At 43.4% G+C, this 14,879-nt stretch carries 15 protein-coding genes; 5 read left to right on the top strand and 10 right to left on the bottom strand.

Annotation, left to right across the window (positions count from 1 at the left end; genetic code table 11):
- Positions 1-44 precede the first annotated feature (44 nt).
- From ISR87_02835 to ISR87_02805, 7 genes are all read right to left on the bottom strand, one after another.
- The gene (locus tag ISR87_02835) at positions 45-1,244 is read right to left on the bottom strand and encodes a hypothetical protein (GenBank protein ID MBL7024365.1); all 1,200 of its coding nucleotides are present in this window, start codon (positions 1,242-1,244) and stop codon (positions 45-47) included.
- A 255-nt stretch (positions 1,245-1,499) separates the two neighbouring features.
- Positions 1,500-2,462, bottom strand: a complete 963-nt coding sequence (locus tag ISR87_02830; GenBank protein MBL7024364.1) for a homoserine kinase — start codon at positions 2,460-2,462, stop codon at positions 1,500-1,502.
- A gap of 357 nt (positions 2,463-2,819) precedes the next feature.
- On the bottom strand, positions 2,820-4,571 hold the full coding sequence (locus tag ISR87_02825) for a multicopper oxidase domain-containing protein (GenBank protein ID MBL7024363.1): 1,752 nt from the start codon (positions 4,569-4,571) through the stop codon (positions 2,820-2,822).
- Between the two features lie 40 nt (positions 4,572-4,611).
- Positions 4,612-5,406, bottom strand: a complete 795-nt coding sequence (locus ISR87_02820) for a cation transporter (protein ID MBL7024362.1) — start codon at positions 5,404-5,406, stop codon at positions 4,612-4,614.
- 12 nt (positions 5,407-5,418) lie between these two features.
- Positions 5,419-5,922 carry an Ig-like domain-containing protein gene (locus ISR87_02815; protein MBL7024361.1) on the bottom strand — a complete coding sequence of 168 codons (504 nt, stop codon included), beginning with the start codon at positions 5,920-5,922 and terminating at the stop codon, positions 5,419-5,421.
- A 105-nt stretch (positions 5,923-6,027) separates the two neighbouring features.
- On the bottom strand, positions 6,028-6,504 hold the full coding sequence (locus ISR87_02810; protein ID MBL7024360.1) for a DUF4396 domain-containing protein: 477 nt from the start codon (positions 6,502-6,504) through the stop codon (positions 6,028-6,030).
- 155 nt (positions 6,505-6,659) lie between these two features.
- On the bottom strand, positions 6,660-7,211 hold the full coding sequence (locus tag ISR87_02805) for a helix-turn-helix transcriptional regulator (protein ID MBL7024359.1): 552 nt from the start codon (positions 7,209-7,211) through the stop codon (positions 6,660-6,662).
- A 310-nt stretch (positions 7,212-7,521) separates the two neighbouring features.
- Between ISR87_02805 and ISR87_02800 the strand changes: the two genes are divergently transcribed.
- Positions 7,522-7,794 (top strand): hypothetical protein, encoded by a 273-nt coding sequence (locus ISR87_02800; GenBank protein ID MBL7024358.1) that lies wholly within the window; start codon positions 7,522-7,524, stop codon positions 7,792-7,794.
- 264 nt (positions 7,795-8,058) lie between these two features.
- Here the strand turns inward: ISR87_02800 and dmeF are convergent, their stop codons facing one another.
- A complete protein-coding gene (gene dmeF / locus ISR87_02795) occupies positions 8,059-8,976 on the bottom strand; it encodes a CDF family Co(II)/Ni(II) efflux transporter DmeF (GenBank protein MBL7024357.1) in 918 nt (305 codons plus the stop codon).
- An 814-nt stretch (positions 8,977-9,790) separates the two neighbouring features.
- On the opposite strand from dmeF, the gene ISR87_02790 reads away from it, so the two are divergent.
- The 4 genes from ISR87_02790 (at position 9,791) to ISR87_02775 (ending at position 12,178) form a co-directional block, all read left to right on the top strand.
- On the top strand, positions 9,791-10,495 hold the full coding sequence (locus tag ISR87_02790; GenBank protein ID MBL7024356.1) for a HupE/UreJ family protein: 705 nt from the start codon (positions 9,791-9,793) through the stop codon (positions 10,493-10,495).
- Between the two features lie 19 nt (positions 10,496-10,514).
- Positions 10,515-11,147 (top strand): transmembrane anchor protein, encoded by a 633-nt coding sequence (locus tag ISR87_02785; GenBank protein ID MBL7024355.1) that lies wholly within the window; start codon positions 10,515-10,517, stop codon positions 11,145-11,147.
- 87 nt (positions 11,148-11,234) lie between these two features.
- Positions 11,235-11,792 (top strand): manganese efflux pump, encoded by a 558-nt coding sequence (locus ISR87_02780; protein ID MBL7024354.1) that lies wholly within the window; start codon positions 11,235-11,237, stop codon positions 11,790-11,792.
- Between the two features lie 23 nt (positions 11,793-11,815).
- Positions 11,816-12,178, top strand: coding sequence for a TIGR03987 family protein (locus ISR87_02775; protein ID MBL7024353.1), 363 nt, complete (start codon positions 11,816-11,818; stop codon positions 12,176-12,178).
- A 340-nt stretch (positions 12,179-12,518) separates the two neighbouring features.
- On the opposite strand, the gene ISR87_02770 is transcribed toward ISR87_02775, so the two are convergent.
- Together ISR87_02770 and ISR87_02765 are read right to left on the bottom strand one after the other, a co-directional pair.
- On the bottom strand, positions 12,519-14,393 hold the full coding sequence (locus ISR87_02770; protein MBL7024352.1) for a T9SS type A sorting domain-containing protein: 1,875 nt from the start codon (positions 14,391-14,393) through the stop codon (positions 12,519-12,521).
- Positions 14,394-14,433: 40 nt separating this feature from the next.
- Positions 14,434-14,879 (bottom strand): T9SS type A sorting domain-containing protein (locus tag ISR87_02765; GenBank protein MBL7024351.1); only part of this gene is annotated, 446 nt, incomplete at its 5' end.

The following is a 14,879-nucleotide window of genomic DNA, read 5'->3' as shown; positions in this document are numbered from 1 at the left end:
AGGGCTTCCGTTTGGGAAGCCCTGATTGGATCAAAATAGAATCACTACCACATATAACGTGGTGTGGCAGTATCCCCATATCCTTCACCAAGGTAATAGTACCAAACTTCATTACCCTGATTTCCCTGTGTGATAACCAAAACATCACCATAAAATGTGGCTTTATTTGGGTTTTCAGTAGGAAGCTCTATAAGCTCTTCGACGACCCCACTCGGTGTGATGCGAACCAGCATAGTCCCACCCCATCCATCCATGAGATAGACATTGCCAAAACTATCTACAGCGAGACCACTTGGTGTGTAATCCTCTGTTTGGAGTATGGTTTCAATGCTGCTGGTAGCAATAGTGTCCTGTGTCGAAGCATCTGGTAATGGTGCTCGGAACAGACCGTTACTCCCAGAATCGCTCTTGGTATACCAATAGACATAATCACCATTCAAACGGGTTGGACTTCCCCATCCCCTGTCTGAGAGTATCTGGGTAACAGTGCCATCTGAGTTGCGACGCCAGAACCCACCGTCTGCGGTACCAACATAGAGGTTTTCGTCTTCGTCAAAGTCCAGACAGAAAGGATTGTCGATGTCTGTATCTGGAACATATGTGACACCATCACCGCCAGTTGCTAATGGGAGTCTCATCACACCATATGTTCCCCATACAACTGCTGCGTAGAGGTAACCATCAGGTCCTACAATCATCTCACCTTCACCCCAGACTGTGTTTCCAAAATATCTCTGGTTACCATTTGGACCGATTAAATAGATATCGCCTGGATCCTGACCACGTACGTAAAGTTTGCCCTCACCATCAAAGGCGATTCCACCCTTGGTTTTGGGCAAATCAGGAACAGAGTCTACATTAAAGATTGGTTTCACAGATAATTCCAGGCTATCACTGGCCAAATCTGATCCAAGATTACGAACAGAAACGTAGGCATCAATCGTCTCACCAGATAAACTCATGGTGGGTACGGTAAATGTGAGAGTCGTCTCTGTACCTGCACTTGGGGTAGCGGATTCAGTTACAGCAGTAGTTATGCCAGCAAGTTCCACTAAATTCATATTCAATGTTGGATTGAAATCTGAACCTGTGATTACAACAGGTTCACCTGAATATGCGCTAGGGGTTGACAGGCTTGTTACCACTGGTGGTTCCAGCACTTCCTCTGGATCATCCTCTTCACAATAGGTGAAAAGAAAGACGATGGGGATAAGCACCAAAACAAATAGTAGCTTCATTCTCATTTTACCTCTCCTTATATTGATATTATTCTGGACAATGGGTTTCATCCTGATCATCCAATTTTCCAAACCGTGTTATTTCACAAATTTGGTTATGCAATCGTTTGCATAAATTATAATTCGTACATAAATGTTTGTCAATATATTTATGCAATCGTTTGCATAATAATATTTATAATGTAGCATTTATCAATATATTATTGCCTAATGGCAACTATCTCAGTTAATTATGCTGTAGGTTAGAATGTTAAAGTACTGTTATTTAAAAGTTTCTCTGATCACACAGATATTTTGTGAGACACTCTCTTCCCTATTAAGAATATCCACCACCCTGGTCATGAGCTCACGGACACGCGCTTCCTGCCGTTCCATATGATTTTGAGACAATCTCTCCAAATGCCAACTCAACATTCCGTGAGCTGTCCAGGCGATATATGTAGGCAAAGCTTCCCATTCTTCAGGACTCAAAAGCCTATGCTCTAGGTAACCGTTGAGAAATGATTCCAGGAAGGAATAGGAAAGCTCATTGTTGGGAAAACAAAACCCATTGATCGCCATTGCCAGATCAAAAAGTAGCGTATCGGTACACGCCTCTTCTAAATCAATAATTGCTCGGAGAGCATTTCCCTGGAATATTGTATTGTCTGGAAACACATCTGCATGGATGAGCCCTTGGGGTAAATCAGCAGTCAGCCGTTCGTTAAATACTGCACTCACACTGGTGAAGTATTTGTAGATATCAGGTAGTTTCACAGGTGCGCTTTGAAGGATTTCAGCTAATTCCAGACATGTATCAATATTGATCGTGTTTGACCTCGAAAAATTTACTGGTGGAGCAATATTACTTAGTTGGCCAACACAACTCCCTATCTGTCTTGCTGCCTCTTCTGATAGTGCCGGATGTACACCCGTGATGAAATCATAGATTACCGCGTAGCCTGGTGCAAGTTCAGTAAAAAAACTTCCATCACCCTTGGCAATTGGGTAGGATGTTTTAAACTCAAATCCACGAAGATGCTCTAGCAAATCCAGCTCTAGTTTTAAATCCTCAAGACCTTTTTCTAACACCCATCTGAATAAATATGGTCCAGACTCCGTTTCTAATTTGAAACTTCGGTTGGCGAAACCTGGAGACAATTCTTCAAGACTTACAAATTGTCCAATTTCATACTCTCGTAGTACTCTATTAATATGCTCGATACTGAGATCACTATTCATCATTGTGCATAATACACCTTTGGTAAGGTGAATTCAATCCTATTTGATGATGTTCACCTCTCCATCAATTATTGGTCTGAATATTTTGTCACAAACATGGTAGCATCCCATGTATCAATGAGTTATTTTGGACTTAAAATCCCTCGGCCTTAAAAGCCGTGCCGGTTCGATTCCGGCCCCGGGTACCAACCTTAACTATTTGATATTACTGATTATGTTTTATGTGCGACAAATTATCGAGATTGGTCATTTTCGCCACACGTTGAGACATATCACGCCATTTCATGCCATTAAATTTGACACAGTTTTATTAAATGATATTGCACTAATGGTTCCATGAATTGATTAAAACCGTAATTCCTACTTCAAATACACCATCTTGATCGTCTTGCTGTAATCTCCAGCCTCAAGTCGGCAGAAATACATACCTGTACTCACTGGATTACCTAAATCGTTGGTACCGTTCCAATGGATGGAGTAAGCACCTGCTGGCTGGTGTGTATCAGCAAGAATTGTGATGGTTCTGCCAGTGATATCGTAAACTCCAAGTGTCACAGCGGATCGAGTAGGAAGATCGTACCTGATGGTGGTGGTTGGATTGAACGGATTCGGATATGCAGGACCAAGAGTGACTACAGTCGGGATGAGTCCTGCCAAATTTGAATTCGTCGCCAAAGGATCTACGACAATAAACTGCCCCATCATGCCTGCATCCTCGTGGGTGAGCATGTGGCAATGATACATGAATGGTACAGTTGGATTGGCAAAGTCTTCAAATTTTGTGATAAATCGGACTGTTTCCATTGGCTTCACCAACACCACATCTTTACGGCCCTGCTCAGTAGGAGCAGGTGGGACACCATTTCTATCTAGGACGTAAAATTGAACATCATGAATATGAAAGGGATGAGCAATGGGAGACTGATTTGTGATTGACCAAACCTCAATATTATTGAGTGGAATAACTTCATTGATCGTTTCCATATCAAAGTACGATCCATTGATTAGAAAATCACCATTTATTGAATTAGGACCCATAACTTCCGGTGTCAGAGTGAACTGCCGGGTAATGTCGGACTCACTTTCGGTTAGCGGGGTGTCAGAAGCCAGATTCGACACAATTGTTGTGACCGCATTCACAGTTGGATCCACGATTTCAAACCGCATGACCTCAAAATCTGATCCATTAAGCGGATTGGGATTGTATCCATCTAATGACTGCATGGACATCATTCCCGGTTGAGCTGCACCATAAATGCCGTTTTGTAACTCAGCAGCATAGCTCAGTAGTGATGTGGTAGACCCTGTGGTTAGAGCAAAATCAACCAGTATTTCAGCTCGTTCGCCTGGAGCCAACATTAATCGAGTCAGCTCTACAGAAACATTCAACAATCCTCCATCTGAAGCAATCATGTGAAAGCTCTGATTATTTGACAAGCCAAAATTAAACACTCGCTGGGAGGATCCATTCAACAGTCGAAATCGAACGACTTGCTCTGGGACTACTAATCTTGGGTCCATGACAGCGTTAACCATCAATTCTGTATCAGAGTTAGTATGAGCAACTATCTCCCCTGTTGGATTTATTGATTTTGTTTGAATAACTAGGGGGAAATCATCAACCCCATAGGTTCTTGGCAGTTCTAATGCTGCTTCCTCGTCATCCTTAACAATAATAAATCCCGATAGTCCCTTCGAAACATGCTCATCAGTATGTTCATGGAGATGTGGATGATACCAGTATGTACCCGCCTTGTCCAAGACCGTAAATTGGGGATTCCAGGTTTCGCCAGGATGAATAACTGTATGTGGTCCGCCATCATTCTCTGCAGAAACGTGCAGCCCATGCCAGTGAATTGTAGTTGGCTCACCCAATTGGTTCTCCACGGAAATATCCGCGAATTGGCCCTGTTCCATAATAAGGGTGGGACCAAGTACAGGCCCATTGACACCCATGGTCTCGGAATCAATTCCTTCCTGGAATTGGAAGTTTCCATTCTGAAGAACCAAATGAAATTCTTGTCCGCTCAGTGTATCTGGTATGGTTACTTCTGTCTGTGCAAATAGTGGCATCGCACAGGCGATGCATATCAGATAAGTTGCTCTATTCACTTCTACCTCTATCGTTTGGTACCAACTCAATTCAACTTGCCTAAGTGGCCAATTTCAGGATTCGGAAGGCTCCCCTAGCAACTACGATGAAGAGAATAGCTCCGATTACGAGATCGGGGTACGCAGTCGAGGTGAATTTTACCAGAACACCTGCTGTAATCACCCCAAGATTCACAATAATATCATTCGATGTGAAAATTGCACTTGCCTTCATATGAGCTTCATCGCTTTTTGCTCTATTGATCACAATTAGTGACGCTGTGTTGCCAACAAGTGCGAAAGCGGATATAATGATCATAACTTCGAATACGGGTATTTCTGTGTAACCCAGGAACCTTCGGATTACCTCGCCGAATCCCAGGATCGCAAGTCCCAACTGGAACCAGCCACTTAGTTTGGCTACCTGCTTCTTGTAGGACAAAGCCTTTCCTATAGCCATGAGGCTGAGCACATAGACAATCGAATCCGCCAACATATCCAGGGAATCTCCCAGCAGCCCCATGGAAACAGCTATGAATCCCGCAGTCATCTCAATCAGGAAGAAGGACACGTTTATAACCAGTACGATCCAAAGTGCTTTCCTCTGGTCGTCTTCCTGGTTAGCCTTGTTTTCAGCTACGGACTCAGTCGTCTGTACCAGTTCTGCCCCTAGATCCAATTCCTTGAGGGATGCTGTGATAGGATCGGAATTACCCTCGTGGATCACCTCAAGCTGTCGAGCTTCGAGATCGAAATGAAGGGACTGGATTTCTCCAATCCCTTCAAGTTTCATCCTGATCATCTGTTCCTCTGAGGAACAGTCCATCTTGGGGATATTGTACTCAGTTTTCTTCATACTTAGCGTGGTTTAATTTCTCGTATGGAATCTGGATATTATCCCATTGCTCGCGGTTGAACCATTATTACCCATATGATTCATATTCATCATGCCACCGCCTCCATGATGATGCATCTGCATCCCTTCCTGGATGCAAATCGAGTACATCGTGGAATCCATGAACATACTATCTGGATGGAAAGTCATAATGGTTTGATCATCATTCCACTGGAACTGCCCATTCATCATCCCATGCATTTGGCCCATCATGTTGGTAGGGATTTCATCTAGATCACCCATAAACACGCCGAAGCGCGATTGACACGAGCTGGAATCCATACCCTCAGTAAATTCAATCGAAATGCTCGCATCTGGATTAATATTAACGGCTCCATCGACAGGAGTCACCCTGGATAATTCGGCAACACTAACCTCATCCTGCTCCATTGTGTCCTCACATGAAATGATTACCGCGATAAAGGCAAGTAGGAACAAACTACTTGGTAACAATCTGGCCAAATTTTTATATCTCATTTACTCTTAACTCCCTGATTTCAATTAATTGTATATATCAAATACTGATTAATGCAATTTTTGTTCCAAACAGCAACAGATGGAGTTGTTTTTTTATCAGTTTCGCTAGTGCTGATGGCGAACTCCTCTTCGTACTAAAATGATGTTTATCGGTAGGGCCGCAAGAAAACCCGCCACTAGGGCTAAGAACATACCTAACCAGAAAATGCCATCAGTCAGAGATGCCTCCATTACTCCGGGTGAGTATACCTGCACCAGCACTTCGGCTGTTTCCATAACCAGGATGCTTACACCCTCTGCTACCAGTATGATTCGAAAGGCTTTCCTGAATGACATCTTAGCTCTCAGGAGTGGCCACATTCCCAGGACGAAACCAAATACAAATCCGAGTGAAACAGCCAATGCAATGGAGGCTACATTCCCCCAACCCCACCAAGTGGCAAGAATCATCCCAACAACCTCACCTAAACCACAGCCAATCAAGCAATGCAGTGTTGCCGAGAAGGCTAACTTGAGTGACCCTTCCTCAGTTTTAGTTTCTGCCATCATATGATGTTCATGATTGTGTGCCTTGCTGTCCATGTATCCTCCATCTCTTCTAAATGTTCCATGTTCCATTTTCCTCTTTCTTGTGATTGATTGAAAAATCACCCGGAGGTCCTAGTCTATCAGGTAGCTAAGATGAAAGATTTTGAAGACGATGCGTTACACAATCATGGAAAAGTGTTATAAGATTATTAAAGATGGCCAATATGATCTATCGATTTTCTATCAGCCTGGTGCAAAGCCCTGAACTGGGAAGCACTCATACCCGTGGTCTTTTTAAATTGATTGGAAAGGTGTTGCACACTGCTATAGCCTAATTTGTACGCTGTCTCAGAAAGTGTTAGTTCGTTATATATCAGTAGCTCCTTCACTCTCTCAATTTTCTGTAATATAAAATATTTTTCTATAGTCAACCCTTCTACCGCTGAGAATAGAGAGCTTAATGCGGAATAATCTTTAGACAACTCTCTTGTCAGATGTTCAGAGAGGTTGACCTCCAGACTCCCTAACCGATTGCTATAGATTAGGTCAATAATTGATGTGCGAATCTTTTCGATAATTTGGGCATTTTTGTCCAGCAACAACTCAAACCCATTTACTTGCAGAATCAGATCAATCTTCTCCAGGTCTACTCTTTGTTCATCTGTATAGATTTTTGCATGCCCCAGTCTTTCGACCATCACATGATACCCCAACTTCTCCAATTCCTCTTTTATCACTCGCTTGCAACGGTCACAAACCATATTCTTTATATTTAGACTGGTTACCTTTAATGAACTTTCCTGATTCTGACTTACCAATTTGACTTCCTTTCTCGAGTATTTGCAAAATAACCAAAATAGACATAACTCCTAAATTGCATCCTTGTCTAATCTTATATCGGGATAATTATCATAATCGCAACGAATTAATTTGATGACTCTTGGCTACCATTGATTAGAATACATGACTATATTTATCATGAGGTGAAGTATGTATCGTAGAATAGTGGTGGTGTTAATCTTTGGGTTTGGGATTTTAACTGCTCTAGAAATAGAGGGAGATAATCAGATGATGCGGAGTGATTCAACTCAAGTTATGGAGGTAGCCTGCGGTGAATGCCTGTTTGGACTTCCAGGAGATGGATGTGATTTAGCAGTCAGGTTCGATGGCAAAGCGTATTTCGTATCGGGGACTCATATAGATGCCCATGGAGATGCCCACGCACATGACGGCTTTTGCAACACAATAAGAACTGCAAATGTTTCAGGAGAGTTACTTGGAGATAAGTACCATGTAAATTCACTTGAGCTGATACCAAATAAAAAGCAAACTACTCACGATTAGTACATAACTGTAATACAGGCATAATTTGATATTAGAATCCATGATTACCTGTCCCGAGTGTGGTCATTCAAGAACAGAGATAATGCCTGCAAACGCTAGTGTTCATTTTTATGAATGTACTAGGTGCGGGAAAATGTTGAAGCCAAAGCCTGAGGATTGCTGTGTGTATTGCTCTTATGGAACTGTTAAATGTCCCAGTATGCAGGAGCATTAGTAATCCCCCAGCACACGCTCAGGACCCCCAATCTCATAAAGGGTAGCTCATTATCTAGGCATTGAAGTCTCAGGGTTTTTATGAATTTCAATAGACAAATGTACTATCCCCAAGTCCTTTGGGATACTGTTTTTATATTCTGCTAGAGAATCTGGATTGCTGGACACTATTGAGATCTGTGCTGCATAGATACTCGGACCAATCGACCAGACATGTATATCTGTTATCTCCTTATCATCACCATCATTTAGCGCATCCTTAATCGAATCAAGAACTGTTTCCGGAGCCTGTTCATCTAACAAAATCTTACTCGTAGAACTCAAAAGTCCAAATGACCAGCGGGCAACAAGCACTGCACCAACAATTCCCATTATTGGATCCATCCAAACAGAACCGAAGTATTTTGCAGTAAGCAAGGCAACAATGGCTAACATCGAGGTAAGTGCATCAGCCATTACATGAAGATAGGCAGACTTCAAGTTATGATCATGGTGATGCTCGGAATGCTTATGATCGTGATCATGATTCTCAACACCCAGAATCAACACGCTAACACCATTAACAATGAGCCCTAAAACAGCCACTAAAATCGCCTGATTAAATACTATCTCAACAGGGTTTAGTAGACGAACAACACTTTCAAAGCCCATGTACAGAGCAAATATCGCCAGAAGGATTGCCCCAATAAAACCACCCAGTGCATTTACCTTTCCTGTACCAAAACTGAAACGATCATTCCGGGCATTTCGACGTGCATAGGCATAGGCAAAAGCTGTTACGCTGAGGGCTACGGCATGCGACGCCATATGTAACCCGTCTGCCAAAAGTGCCATGGAACCATATTTGATTCCTGCCACTATTTCTACCAGCATCGTGATGGCAGTGATTACTATAACTACAAGCGTGCGCGATTCACCTGGTCGACGTTTGTCTTGTCCAAAAGTGTGATCATGGTGCCAGTTTTGCATTACAAATCAGTCCTCATGATGTTAGCCCTAGCCCACTTGGGCAATTCATACCCTTCATATGAACTTATTCTCCGGTATGATCTTCACAAGCCACAAAGTGTCAGTTGCTAGGGACCAAGCTGAATCCAGTATGTCCAGTATGTATTAATTATTCAATGCTAGTATACATGCACCATGCTGCCGGTTGTTGGTTTTGCTTGGAATGTTTTGATGACTGAATAGGTTGCTCCATGTTTATAGTTGAACAAGCAAATGAATATCAGGATGGCAGTTAAAGCAGTTGAACACAATGTGGAAGATTAAATTTAATCCCATACTTATAAAGCAACATGCTAGATGGTCGATAATACTTCGTCTAGTCATGACCATGTCCCTTTTATCCCCTTTTCTACATGTGCATCACCTTCATGCCGCAGAGCTTGTTGTCGCTGGAATCAATATACTTCAGGTTGTCGAAGATAATGACCAAGGTGCGCATCACCACGATGAGCCTAAATCCTCCCAATCCAGTGACCATAGCCACACATTTGTTAATCACACCGATTGGAAATTATTCCGACCACAATCGAACAATTCATCTATATCGGATAATGAATTTGTTGGTCCGAATGGAAAAGACTTATGGAACAGGCAAAGACCTATTACCAGATTCCACCTTGTTGAACGACCGATTCTTGGCGTCATAAAAGTATTCACCTCTAAAATTCGGGGTCCCCCAACCCTTTCATAAACTTCCCAGATTTACCAAGTTACACCTAAGAACTAATTCAATTTTAATGTCCGTATCACAAGGACTATTAATGAGGTTTTATTAATGAACAATTTATTCACTCTGAAAAACATACTGCTGGTATTAGCAGGCACGGTGTTTCTGTTTGCGGGTACTCCAGATGCAATGGCCCATGGCGTGACTCAAGGAGATAAGGGCTTTATACAGGAGAGCTCTGGTACTATGATCGTACCATTCATATACCTGGGCGCTAAACATATGGTTACCGGATATGACCATTTACTCTTCTTGTTTGGGGTCATATTCTTTTTGTACAGGCTCAAGGATGTGAGCATTTACGTCACACTTTTTGCTCTTGGACACTCTGTCACCCTACTTTCAGGTGTTCTACTCAATATAAGTGTAAATGCATACATAATAGACGCTGTCATAGGGTTTTCTATTGTGTACAAGGCTCTCGATAATATGGGGGCATATCAATCCTGGTTTGGTATTCAACCCAACACGAAAGTTGCAACTCTCATCTTCGGGCTGTTTCATGGATTTGGACTGGCTACTAAGATCCTGGACTATAAAGTGTCTTCTGATGGACTTATTCCTAACCTGATTTCTTTTAACGTTGGTGTGGAATTGGGCCAGATAATGGGACTGGCAATCATACTCATTATTATGGGCTACTGGCGTAGATCTATAAGGTTTATGGATCACGCCTATAATGCCAATGTACTGCTCATGGCTGGAGGGTTCATTTTCGTTGGTTATCAACTCACCGGCTTTTTTACTTCATAAACTTCTAAGGAATACACTCATGCACAATAATCAAATAAGCAATAATGATCTCCCTTCGAAAGCGCAGCTGGTCAAATCAACTATCATCGCAGCTGGTATAGCACTAGTCATTCTAGTTACTGCCATACTCCCTGCTGAGTATGGAATAGATCCAACTGGCATCGGTAAACTGATTGGGCTGACCAAAATGGGCGAGATTAAAACCTCTCTGGCAAAGGATGCTGCTATTGAACGGGCGAAAGATGAAGCAATGAAAGCTCAGATGCTTTCCGCTAAGAAACCCAAGGAAGTGGCACCAGTAAAAACGAAAATACCGAAACCAAACGACGACATAAATACAGACTCTATGACATTTACGCTTAAACCAGATGAAGCGACAGAGATCAAACTGGCTATGCTAAAGGGTAATAAAGTTACCTTTTCATGGACCTCAGATAACGGAGAGGCAAACTTTGATACTCATGGTGATTCAAAACCATTGAACATCAAGTATCATAACTATGCCAAAGGTTCAAAGGACAGGGATGAAGGAACATTGGAAGCATCCTTCGATGGGCATCATGGTTGGTTTTGGAGAAATCGAACATCAGGCATCATGAACATCACCCTCGAAGTGAGCGGTGAGTTTTCTGATATAAAGAAAGTACTCTAGAGTAAGTCGTCAGAATAATTGGCGCAGGTTTTGAACATCCATCGGAGAATGCCGTACTATTCTCCATAGAGATTCTTAATATGATGCATGACACTCCTAGAAATAGTACTTATCGCTATCGGGCTCGCTATGGATGCATCAGCCGTCTCAATGACAGCAGCAGCTTCAGGTTTTGCCCACCAGACACGTCAAGTATTTCGCCTGGCTTTCCATTTTGGGCTTTTTCAAGGAGTCATGCCTCTAGTAGGATGGTTCCTTGGCTCGACCATCGTTGAATACATTGAAAAGTGGGATCACTGGGTTGCATTTACCCTCTTGGCTATAGTGGGCGGGCGTATGGTTTTCTCTTGGTTTGATACTAATGAGGAGAAAATCCTAAACGACCCAACCCGTGGATGGACCCTGGTCACTTTGAGCATAGCAACTAGCATTGATGCACTAGCTGTGGGCTTGAGTTTCTCAGTTCTAAATGTGAACATTTGGGTGGCATGCTTGCTGATAGGGTTCATCACCTTCACACTCTCCATAATTGCTGCAAGAATTGGAAGGGTAGCAGGAAGTCTAATGGGCAAAGGTGTAGAGGTTTTTGGTGGTCTAATACTCATTGGGATCGGAATACGAATACTTTTTTCACACATATCTTAGAAATATTTTTAGGAAACTAAGCAATGCCAATACCAGCAATTCTAATCACAATCGCTCTCGTCCTGTACACAACTGCAACATGGAATGAGCGGATAGCCGGAATTCTGAATCGATCACACCTGATTTTATTCTGGTCAGGATTGTTTTTCGATGTATTCGGGACAGGGCTTATGATCCACAATTCTACAATCGAAACCTTTAGTCTTCATTCTTTGTCGGGGTATGCAGGTATTTTCTTCATGTTGGTTCATACCATCTGGGCAACAGTTGTCCTTGTGCGAAACAAAGAAACACTACGAATCCGGTTTCATCGCTTCAGTGTGGTAGTATGGACTCTCTGGATGTTCTCCTACATCAATGGTGCATTACTGGGGATGTCGGCATAGTTCAGAAAAGGTCCCGCGCAAGAACCCTTGCCCATACTTTCTGGCGATGACGATAACGCCTTCTAACCTGCTTTTTTACTGGCATAATTTGTACGCATTTTTCATTTGAAGATTTTGACACAATTTCAGTAACCTACTGACTATCAACAACATACTAAGGACTTAAAATCCCTCGGTAGCAATACTGTGACGGTTCGACTCCGTCCCCGGGTACACCTTCTAACATACTGATAATATATCACTTGTAATTATGTTATATTGCTGATATTCCCATATCATACACTTGATGATATGGACAAATCACGCCACCACATGCCATATTCTTTGGTATCATTTGATACTATTTGAGATACAGCATCTTGATTGTCTGATTGTACTCCCCTGCCCGCAGCCGAGCGAAATAGACTCCTGTACTCTTTTGAATCCCTGATGCATTCATCCCATTCCATTGGACTTCATAATGACCTGGCGTTTGAACTTGATCACGGAGTGTAGTAAGCTCCCTACCTGTTACATCGTAAACCGTTAGTTTCACATCTGAAAACTCAGGCAAGTCGTAGCTGATGGTAGTGAAGGGATTGAAGGGATTGGGATAATTCTGCTGAAGAGAAAATTCCCTGGGAATGGCCGAACCGTCATTGTTGATAGCGACAGTTCCCAGGAGGACTCTCTCCTCCTCCCAGTAGGTCATACCATCCGATTTCAATGCAACCTTGAAATTGATCGGCGTTCCTTCAGGGCAGTCATCTTTAATCTGCAGGGCGAAATGGCGAAGGGAGAGCTGTATTTCACCCGCTGCGATATCGCTAAATGATGAACTGGTATAGCCACCCACCGCAAGCGAATTGGTATCGGTTGGTGTTATCTCCGCAGAAATGTTCCCGATCGTCGTTTCCGAACCCAGATTTTCCAGGAACAGATCGAAATACACAGTTTGTCCTGGTGGTATGGCTTCCTGTGCAGGGTGCAGGTGATCCAGTGATTGTACTGTCAAGGGACCGGCGGTGGTGAATCTAGCTAATTCGTGGTGTCCACAATACTCACCGGATTCCAGATCTTCAGCAGTAAGCCGTAGAGTATAAAAGCCTTCGTCCATCGGTGATGTCAACGGGGCAGCTGCGAAGCCATCGTTTTCACTGCCATCCGCATGCAGGCCGTCATCGAAGAACAGGAAGCTGTCGATCGCTGTGGTGTCCTGGTTAAACAGAACCGCGGAGGCTGCATAGTCATGTGACTGCGTGTTGATGATGGTGGCCGTTGCTGTAAAGTTCTGTGACTCTGGGGATATGTACGTGGAACTGATATTCAAACCTGTTGCCCACACGCCAGAAACGGCAAAAGTATCGCTGTTGAAAAATCTCCAGATAAACTGTGCAGCAACCATGTCCAGGTTTTGTGTCCCCAGATAACCCCAACCCTCATAGAGTTCATCCGATGGGATGGTATGCCCAGCACCCTCCATTCGAATGTATATGGTCTGTTGCCCTGCTGATTCACCATTGTACTGAAAGAGCGTTAGTGTCGAGTGGTCATCCGATGATAAATCTGGTAGCGGGAGCGAGTCCATAGTGGTGATGCTCTGATTGTGGTCAACCCAGAGATCCACGATTTCCTGTCCTGAATAAAACACATCGTCACCTGCAAATGGCAAGATGGGATCATCTGTACCTAGAAAGAACATTACCGGGATTTGGGGAGCATTGTCCAGGCTGTTGGCAATAGTTGGGGTTATGCCACCTACGATGGATGCAACTTTTTTGATGCGATGGTTCAAGTCACCGGCTAGACGGAAGGACATCATCCCTCCATTTGACATGCCCATGGAATACACTCGTGAAGTGTCGATGGCATAGACTGCAAATAGGGTATCGATCAATTCAGACAGAAAGCCCACATCATCGACATCAGGCGTAGGAAACCAAGGGTGGTCTCCAAGGCCACTGTTCATGCGTTGTTGGATAGCCTCTGGGAATACGAGGACAAAGTTTGCAGTATCCGCCACTTCGACCATACGTGTAATCTCCATAGTGCGTATCGCGCTACAATCATAGCACGGAAGATTCAACACCAAGGGCAATCCCGGCTGAAAATCAGGCGGTGCATAGACGTAGTAGCTCCTGGTGTGCCCCTCGAATACGAGGCTGTCTGAAACAAGCTGTCCAAAAGCGACAACCCGCAGCACCATGAGGATGAGCATAAAGTACAATGGCTTCAAAATATTCTCCTTCAAATTTTAATATCTCATGTGACCCTATCTATCGTAGATAGACCATCTTGATCGTCTTGTTGTAATCCACCGATTCCATCCTGCAGAAATAAATGCCTGTACACATCATCTTCCCCAAGCTGTCGCGGCCTTCCCACACAACATTGTGTTGCCCAGCCGGCATCTGATCCTTGACCAGGGTAACAACCTCCCGTCCAAGGACATCATAAATGACGATAGAGACTTGCGTATCCTCGGGCAGTTGGTAATGGATCTTTGTGCTGGGATTGAAGGGATTGGGATAGTTCTGTTCAAGCTTGAATTCCTGAGGCTTTGCAATCTTTTCAACCATCACCGGGAATTCGGGTTGTTGGTACTTGATCGTGGTGCTGACACTGCGCATCATTTCAGGCCCAAACGACCCACCAGAGTAATAGTTATTCCCTGATACGATAATCTGACTCGTTGCATTTAAAGCAATACTATGGGCTGCAT

The sequence above is a fragment of the Candidatus Neomarinimicrobiota bacterium genome, from assembly GCA_016784545.1.
Taxonomy (GTDB): Bacteria; Fidelibacterota; UBA8477; order UBA8477; family JABMPR01; genus JABMPR01.
This window is presented reverse-complemented; position numbering and strand designations above follow the sequence as displayed.

Excerpts from the sequence above, each read along its gene's own strand:
- ISR87_02805 (MBL7024359.1), bottom strand. The coding sequence starts at position 7,211 with ATGGTTTGTGACCGTTGCAAGCGAGTGATAAAAGAGGAATTGGAGAAG.
- ISR87_02785 (MBL7024355.1), top strand. The coding sequence starts at position 10,515 with ATGCACAATAATCAAATAAGCAATAATGATCTCCCTTCGAAAGCGCAG.
- ISR87_02790 (MBL7024356.1), top strand. The coding sequence starts at position 9,791 with ATGAACAATTTATTCACTCTGAAAAACATACTGCTGGTATTAGCAGGC.
- ISR87_02820 (MBL7024362.1), bottom strand. The coding sequence starts at position 5,406 with ATGAAGAAAACTGAGTACAATATCCCCAAGATGGACTGTTCCTCAGAG.
- dmeF (MBL7024357.1), bottom strand. The coding sequence starts at position 8,976 with ATGCAAAACTGGCACCATGATCACACTTTTGGACAAGACAAACGTCGA.
- ISR87_02775 (MBL7024353.1), top strand. The coding sequence starts at position 11,816 with ATGCCAATACCAGCAATTCTAATCACAATCGCTCTCGTCCTGTACACA.
- ISR87_02815 (MBL7024361.1), bottom strand. The coding sequence starts at position 5,922 with ATGAGATATAAAAATTTGGCCAGATTGTTACCAAGTAGTTTGTTCCTA.
- ISR87_02810 (MBL7024360.1), bottom strand. The coding sequence starts at position 6,504 with ATGGACAGCAAGGCACACAATCATGAACATCATATGATGGCAGAAACT.
- ISR87_02780 (MBL7024354.1), top strand. The coding sequence starts at position 11,235 with ATGACACTCCTAGAAATAGTACTTATCGCTATCGGGCTCGCTATGGAT.
- ISR87_02835 (MBL7024365.1), bottom strand. The coding sequence starts at position 1,244 with ATGAGAATGAAGCTACTATTTGTTTTGGTGCTTATCCCCATCGTCTTT.
- ISR87_02830 (MBL7024364.1), bottom strand. The coding sequence starts at position 2,462 with ATGATGAATAGTGATCTCAGTATCGAGCATATTAATAGAGTACTACGA.
- ISR87_02800 (MBL7024358.1), top strand. The coding sequence starts at position 7,522 with ATGCGGAGTGATTCAACTCAAGTTATGGAGGTAGCCTGCGGTGAATGC.